The sequence below is a fragment of the Streptomyces sp. NPDC056948 genome, assembly GCF_042674225.1.
GTDB classification, from domain to species: Bacteria; Actinomycetota; Actinomycetes; order Streptomycetales; family Streptomycetaceae; genus Streptomyces; species Streptomyces purpurascens.
Genome location: NZ_JBHUQX010000480.1, coordinates 1 through 6,442, shown reverse-complemented (window position 1 = coordinate 6,442; position 6,442 = coordinate 1). Strand labels below are relative to the sequence as shown.

The 6,442-nt window shown below is 70.6% G+C and carries 5 protein-coding genes; 3 read left to right on the top strand and 2 right to left on the bottom strand.

Annotated elements, in window-relative coordinates; all coding sequences use genetic code 11:
* Positions 1–6: 6 nt before the first annotated feature.
* Together ACFTZL_RS38875 and ACFTZL_RS38870 are read right to left on the bottom strand one after the other, a co-directional pair.
* Entirely contained in the window at positions 7–1,404 is a 1,398-nt protein-coding gene (locus ACFTZL_RS38875) for a Tat pathway signal sequence domain protein (protein WP_382593391.1), read from the bottom strand.
* Between the two features lie 116 nt (positions 1,405–1,520).
* Positions 1,521–3,239: a VanW family protein gene (locus tag ACFTZL_RS38870; RefSeq protein WP_382593388.1), complete on the bottom strand. Its 1,719-nt coding sequence runs from the start codon at positions 3,237–3,239 to the stop codon at positions 1,521–1,523.
* Between the two features lie 220 nt (positions 3,240–3,459).
* Between ACFTZL_RS38870 and ACFTZL_RS38865 the strand changes: the two genes are divergently transcribed.
* The 3 genes from ACFTZL_RS38865 to ACFTZL_RS38855 all read left to right on the top strand — a co-directional run bounded on the left by ACFTZL_RS38865 (position 3,460) and on the right by ACFTZL_RS38855 (position 6,381).
* Positions 3,460–4,725 carry a glycosyltransferase family 4 protein gene (locus tag ACFTZL_RS38865; RefSeq protein WP_382593385.1) on the top strand — a complete coding sequence of 422 codons (1,266 nt, stop codon included), beginning with the start codon at positions 3,460–3,462 and terminating at the stop codon, positions 4,723–4,725.
* Positions 4,722–5,531 carry a transferase gene (locus tag ACFTZL_RS38860; RefSeq protein WP_382593382.1) on the top strand — a complete coding sequence of 270 codons (810 nt, stop codon included), beginning with the start codon at positions 4,722–4,724 and terminating at the stop codon, positions 5,529–5,531. The genes ACFTZL_RS38865 and ACFTZL_RS38860 overlap by 4 nt, the downstream gene beginning before the upstream one ends.
* Positions 5,532–5,718: 187 nt before the next feature.
* Entirely contained in the window at positions 5,719–6,381 is a 663-nt protein-coding gene (locus ACFTZL_RS38855; RefSeq protein WP_382593379.1) for a YceI family protein, read from the top strand.
* Positions 6,382–6,442 lie beyond the last annotated feature (61 nt).

Below are 6,442 nucleotides of genomic sequence, written 5' to 3'. Positions count from 1 at the left end.
GCCCTGTCACGCCTCCAGCGGATTGGAGCGCGCCGCCGCCAGCAGGTACCAGGCGGTCGCCCCCGTGTGCCGGTACGGGTAGTAGCCGAAGCCGAACCCGGTGTCCAGCGGGCTGCTCGCGGACACCACCCCACAGCGCTCGGGAAGCGCCTTGCCGCCGACGGTCTGACCGCCGCCCAGCAGATCCTGGGCCTGCTCGATCGAGGCGATCAGCCGCCGGGCGCGTGCCTCGTCGCCACGGTGCCGCCGGTCCCGCAGGGCGAGCGCGAGGTGGGCCGTCCCCTCGAACCACACCCCGTTGCGGTCGGGCCTGGGCTGGCCCTCGGCGATCGGCGCGTCCTCGTTCGCCACGAGGCTCGCCGAGCTGAAGGTGACACCCTCGTACGACTGCCCCGCGGGCACCGTGCTGTTCCCGCGCCCGGAATGGTCCAGGACGGCCAGCTCGGCCGCGGCCCAGTCCAGCGATCGTGAGGAGTCGCGGCCACCGGAGCCGAGCGCGAGATGGGTCCAGGTCTGCGTGTCCTCCGGGATGGGGGACTTGTTGACGGTCACCCCGTCGTTCGTGCCCGTGTAGAAGAAGCCCCCGGACGGCTCCCACATCCGCCGCACGAACGCCTCGGCCCGCCCGCGCCGCTCCAGCCACACCCGGTCCCCGGTGAGCCGTGCGAGCCGGCCGAAGAGACACACCAGGTCCGTGTTGTGCTCGGTGGAGGTGAACGGCAGCTTCTGGTTCGCCCCGTCCACCCCGAACTTGTAACCGCCCAGGGGCTCGTCGGTCCGGCCGGTGCGCTCGATCCACTCGCCGATCCGTACGGCCCCGGCGAGGAAGCGGCGCGCTCGGGTGCGGCGGGCGAGCGCGCTCAGCGCGATCCCCGCCCAGGCCATGTCGCCCACCGCCGTGCCGGTGAAGCCGAACTGCGTGCCGACGTTGGCGGTGCCGTCCGCCCGTACGAAGCCGTCGGGCTGCCGCGAGCCGTCGTAGAAGGTGTACGGGCCGACGTTGTAGGCCTGCCGGAGCCTGCCGTCGTCGTACGCCGGGTCGTGCGACTGGGCGTAGAGCAGGGCGTCACCCAACGCCGTTGCTCTGGTGAGACCGTCCGCGGTCCGGGCCGCGAGGTGGGCCAGGGTCGCCAGGGCGTTGTCGTAGGTGAACGCGGTGCTGAACAGGCCGGCCTGGTCGGTGTAGCTCTGGGTCAGGCGGATGCCACCGTGGTCGGGATAGGCGTCCATGGCCGCGGCGAGGAAGGCCCGTCCCCGAGCCGGGGCCGATCCCTGCCCGGCGACGGCCGAACCGGCCGCCATGGCCTGCCCGGATCCGGCCGCGGCCAGTCCCACGGCACTGATGCCGAGTCCGGCACCGATGAGCGAACGCCGGCTGAACGCCGGGCCCTGTCTGCCAGTCATGGATCTCCCTTGAGAGCGCTCTCAGACACTGCGCGCTCATTCTGCTGACGCCCTGAGGAGGGGTCAACGCCCCGGCAGGAAAGGAGAGTTCCAAGTGAAGACGAACGGCGGACGGCTCACTCGCACTTGATCTCGTCACGCGGCGTGTAGTGCGTACGGTACGGCTCCCGCTTCACTTCCCTGCCGTCGCTGTAGAAGACCCGCTCGACGGTGACGTCGAACCCTTCGAGCGGCGTCTGCGGCACGCACTCCTTGTCCTTGCTCACCTTCTTCGACGGCCTCTTCACCTCGGTGCGTGGCCCCTTGACCGACTTGATCTCGTCGTACTTGCGGGTGCCGAGGAAGGAGACGGTCACGGACGTGTCCGTGGACTCGGCCCGGATGTAGATCGCCTTACCGGAGTCGTTGGTGAATCTCAGGTCCAGGCTGCCCCAGGCGACCGTGGCCTCGCGGCCCTCCGGGTAGCGCTCGATGTAGAAGGAGTGCGCGAAGTGCTCCACGGGCTTGACCCCGGCGAAGAACAGCGCGTTGTACATGGTCGTCGCGACGGCCGAGACGCCGCCGCCGGCCGCCTTGGTGAACTTGTCGTCGAGGATGATGATGCCCTCGACGAAACCGTTCGCCTCGGTGCGCTCGCCGACGGTCCGGTTGAAGCTCCACGTCTCGTCCGGCTTGACGACGGAGCCGTTGATGAGGTCCACCGCCCGGCCGATGTTCTTCGTCCGGTACTCGGCCGGTTCGAAGTGGACGGTGAAGGAGGACATCTTCTCCGTCAGCCCCAGCTCCGGGGCGTTCTCCCGGGTCACCTCCGGCTGGGTCTCGCGTACGGCCACCTCGCCGCCCCGGTCGGCGCCCGATCGCGTGAGCAGCGGCAGCACCGCCTTGCCCAGCGCCTTGTCGGTGACCTCCTGCCCCACCCTGGCATCCTCTTCGACCACGACCTTGTCGCCGTCCGGCCGCAGCCTGGCGTTCTCGGCGGTGGTGGTGACGTCGTCCAGCGGGCCGGCCACGGCGGGGTCGGTGCGCAGCCCCTTGGCGTCGAGCTCCGGTCTCAGCCTGCCGCTGCCGTCCGGCCGCATGGCCAGATGCTCGCCCAGCACGTCCTGGCCGACCGTGAACCGCTTGCCGCCCGCGGTGAGCGTGACGGGCGCCGACACGGCCGGCTCCGCGAATGTACGCACCGCCCGCCCGACCTCGTCGGCCGTGACCTTCGGCCGGGTCTCACGGGCGGGCAGCGACGTGACGGCGTTGGCCTCCCCGCGCAGGAAGGAGGCGCGCAGGGGCCCGACCGCGGCGTTCACGTCCAGCGCGTACCCCGTGCGCGGCGCGACCTCCTCGACCCGCCCGCCGTCGAAGGAGACGGCACCGTCACGGACCTTCTGGTCGAGCCCCTTCGCCAGCCGCCCGAGGGCCGCCCGGGCCTTGTCCTCGTCGAGGCGTACGACGGGTTCGATCACGCCGCCCGAACGGAAGAGGCCGCCGAACACGCTGAACGGGTCGGCGCCGGTGCGTGCCGCCCGGTCGACGGTCTCCTGGACGTCGAAGGAGAGCCCGGCGCCCCGGGAATCGACCGTGCCCGTACGCTCCCCGACCTTCACGGGCAGTTCCCGCGAGCCGTCCGCGCCCAGGTGCCGATCCAGCTTCTGCACCGCCTCGGCACGGCTCAGCCCCCCGATCTCCACCCCGCGCACGGTCGTGCCGGTGTCGATCTCCCCGCCCGTGAGCATCAGTCCGGCGAGATACAGACCGCCGACCCCCACGGCCAGCGCGCCGCCGGCCAGGGCGAAGGGCGGGAGGGAGGTGATGCGCGGAACGGAGGCTATTCGAGGGCGCATGGGTCTCCTGAACATCGATACGAGGGTGCACCCGATGACGCGACGCTGCTGCGGGCCAAACACGTCAAGCTATCCACAACCGGGCGGCAAACGGGTATGGCCCAGACCACTTATGTCCGAGATCACGTCGGAACCGGCGGGAACGCCCGCCCTGCCCGGCCACGGCCACAGAGTGGTAACGACGGACAACGCTCCGGTCGTCGGCGCGGTCTAGGCCACCATGAAGATCTCTTTCCTGATCCACAACGCCTACGGAATCGGAGGCACGATCACCACCACGTTCAACCTGGCCGGGGCGCTCGCCGAGCGCCACGACGTGGAGATCGTGTCCGCGTTACGCCACCGGGAGCACCCCAATCTCACCCCGCACCCCCGGGTGCGGCTGCGGCCGCTGGTGGATCTGCGCAAGGAAGCGGACGATCCGCTGCACCAGAGACCGGCGCGGGTGTACCCGCCCGCCGAGTACCGCCACCACCAGTACAGCGAGCTGACCGACCAGCGGATCGGCGAGCACCTCGAGTCGCTCGACGCCGACGTCGTCATCGGCACCCGCCCGGGCCTCAACGTGCACATCGCACGCCAGGCCCCGCAGCACGTCCTGCGCGTCGGCCAGGAGCACCTCACCCTGGACAACCACTCGCCGCGGCTGCGCACCGCGCTGCGCCGCGCCTACCGCCGCCTCGACGTCGTCACGACCGTCACGGAAGCGGACGCCGCCGCCTACCGGCGCAAGATGTGGCTGCCCGGCGTCCATGTGGAGGCCCTCCCGAACAGCGTCCCCGACCCCGCGCTGCCTCCCGCCGACGGAACCGCCAAGATCGTGATCGCCGCCGGCCGACTCGTGCGGGTGAAGCGCTACGACCTCCTCATCGAGGCGTTCGCCCAGGTCGCCGCCGCGTTCCCGGACTGGCAGCTGCGCATCTACGGCAAGGGCGAGGAGCAGCCCGCCCTGCGGCAGCTCATCGAACGCCTCGGCCTGTGGAACAACGTGTTCCTGATGGGGGCCGCCACCCCCATGGAGGCCGAATGGTCCAAGGCCTCGATCGCCGCGGCCACGTCCGACTTCGAGCCGTTCGGCATGACGATCGTCGAGGCGATGCGCTGCGGACTGCCCGTCGTCAGCACCGACTGCCCCTACGGCCCCGGCGAGATCATCAAGGACGGCGCGGACGGCAGGCTGGTGCCGGTCGGAGACCGCGACGCCCTCGCCTCGGCCCTGCTGGAACTCGTCGGCGACGACGAGCGACGCCGCCGCATGGGCCGCACCGCCCTGGAGAACGCCCACCGCTTCGCCCCGGGCCCGGTCGTCGCACAGGCCGAACGCATCATCGACGAGGCCATGACGGCCAAGAACACAGGTCGGCGGGCCACCGGGCAACACCGCAGGACGGACCGTCCGCTGGCCGGACGCGGCCACGCCGCCCGCGACCTCGCCCACACCGCAGCCGCCGGCGCCCTGCGCGCGATACGGAAGGGACAACGATGAGCAAGCACCACGACACCTCCCTGCGCACCGACTGCGCCATCGACACGGACGGCCGGATCACCTTCCGCCTCCCCCCGACCTCGGCCGCCCGCCCCAGGCTGCTCCTGGCGCTGCGCCCCAAGAAGGGCCGGCCCGAGACCACCCGCCACGACCTCGAGCTGGAACCCGACCCGGCCGACGGCAAGTGGCACACCGTGCTGGAACCGCACCAGGCCCTCGACGAAGGCCGCTGGGACTTCTATCTGCTGCCGGAACCGGGAGCCGAACGGCAGCGGCTGCGCCCCGGCCTGCGGGACCTGCGCGTCCTCGTCGACGGGCACCTGCGCGACCGGCCCTCGCCGGTCGCCGTCCGGATCCCGTACGTCACGAAGGACGGCTTCCTCGCCCTGCGGGCATGGCTGCGCACCGCCCACGCCGAGGCCCGCACCGTGGACGTCACCGACCGGGCCATCACGGTCGAGGCCCGCCTGCACGGCGCCCGGCTCCACGAGGACGCCACGGTGCGGCTGCGCCTGCGCGGCAGCGACACCGTACGGAATCTCCGGCCCCGGATCGACGAGGACGGCAGGGGCTTCTCCTTCGCCGCCGGCCGGCAGGACCTGGCGGTCGACGGTGGGGGAGCAGGCCGGTTCTGGGACGCCTTCGTCCGGCCCACCGCCGACGCGCGGCCGATCAGGATCGGCCGGCTCCTCGACGACGTGGCGGACCGCAAGCACGTGTACGTCTACCCGGCGATCACCGCGGACGGAACTGCCGCGCGTCCTTACTACACCGTCGACAACGACCTCGCGATCGAGATGACGTAAGCCGAATACCGACATGCCCGAAATGAAAATCCATGGAGTTTCGGGTGGTTATTTCGTCAAAGCGCCGCGACAGGCATGTGTGGGTTTTGTGCAAAGCGGCGGCAAAAAGGTCAGGCGCTCGTTCTGAACAGCCGCAAACCGGAAGGGGACTTGCGGCAATAACCAAACTCAAGTACCTAGATGAATCATGAACCTGTTCAACCGCGTCGTGTCGTCCCGCCGGCAGGCGCCGCCCGTCCCCCCACAGCGCCCGGCCGGCGCACCGGCATCCCCCACTGCCGTGCTGCCGGACCCCCACCTGACGAACCTCACCGGGGAATGGGTCGTCGACCCCGCGCACAGCAGGATCGGCTTCTCCGTCCGGCATGCCATGGTGACCACCGTGCGCGGCTGTTTCCTGGAGTACGAAAGCCGGCTCTACTTCGACGCGCGCGACCCCGCCCGATCGCGGGCCGACATCACACTGTTCACCTCCAGCGTCGACACCGGGGTGGAACAACGCGACGCCCACTTGGTCGGCCGTGACTTCCTCGATGCCGCGACCTATCCGCGTATGCGCTTCACCAGCACCGCCGTGGAACACGCGGGCTCGGACCTCTTCCGCATGTCGGGCGAGCTCACCATCAAAGGCGTCTCACGCCCCGTCGTACTGGATTTGACCTACATCGGACATGTCACCGACCCCTTCGGATACGAAAGGGCCGGATTCGACGGAACCACCACCATCAACCGCTCCGACTGGGGACTGACGTACAACAGCAGGCTGGCCGAGGGTGGTGCGATGGTGAGCGAGAAGGTGCGCCTGCAGCTCGACATCGCCGCCATCCGCATGGCCCCGTCGGCCGGCTGACCGTCCGGGCGCGGCCGTACGGCTCACGACACGGCGCCGGCCCCGGCCACGACCCGGAACG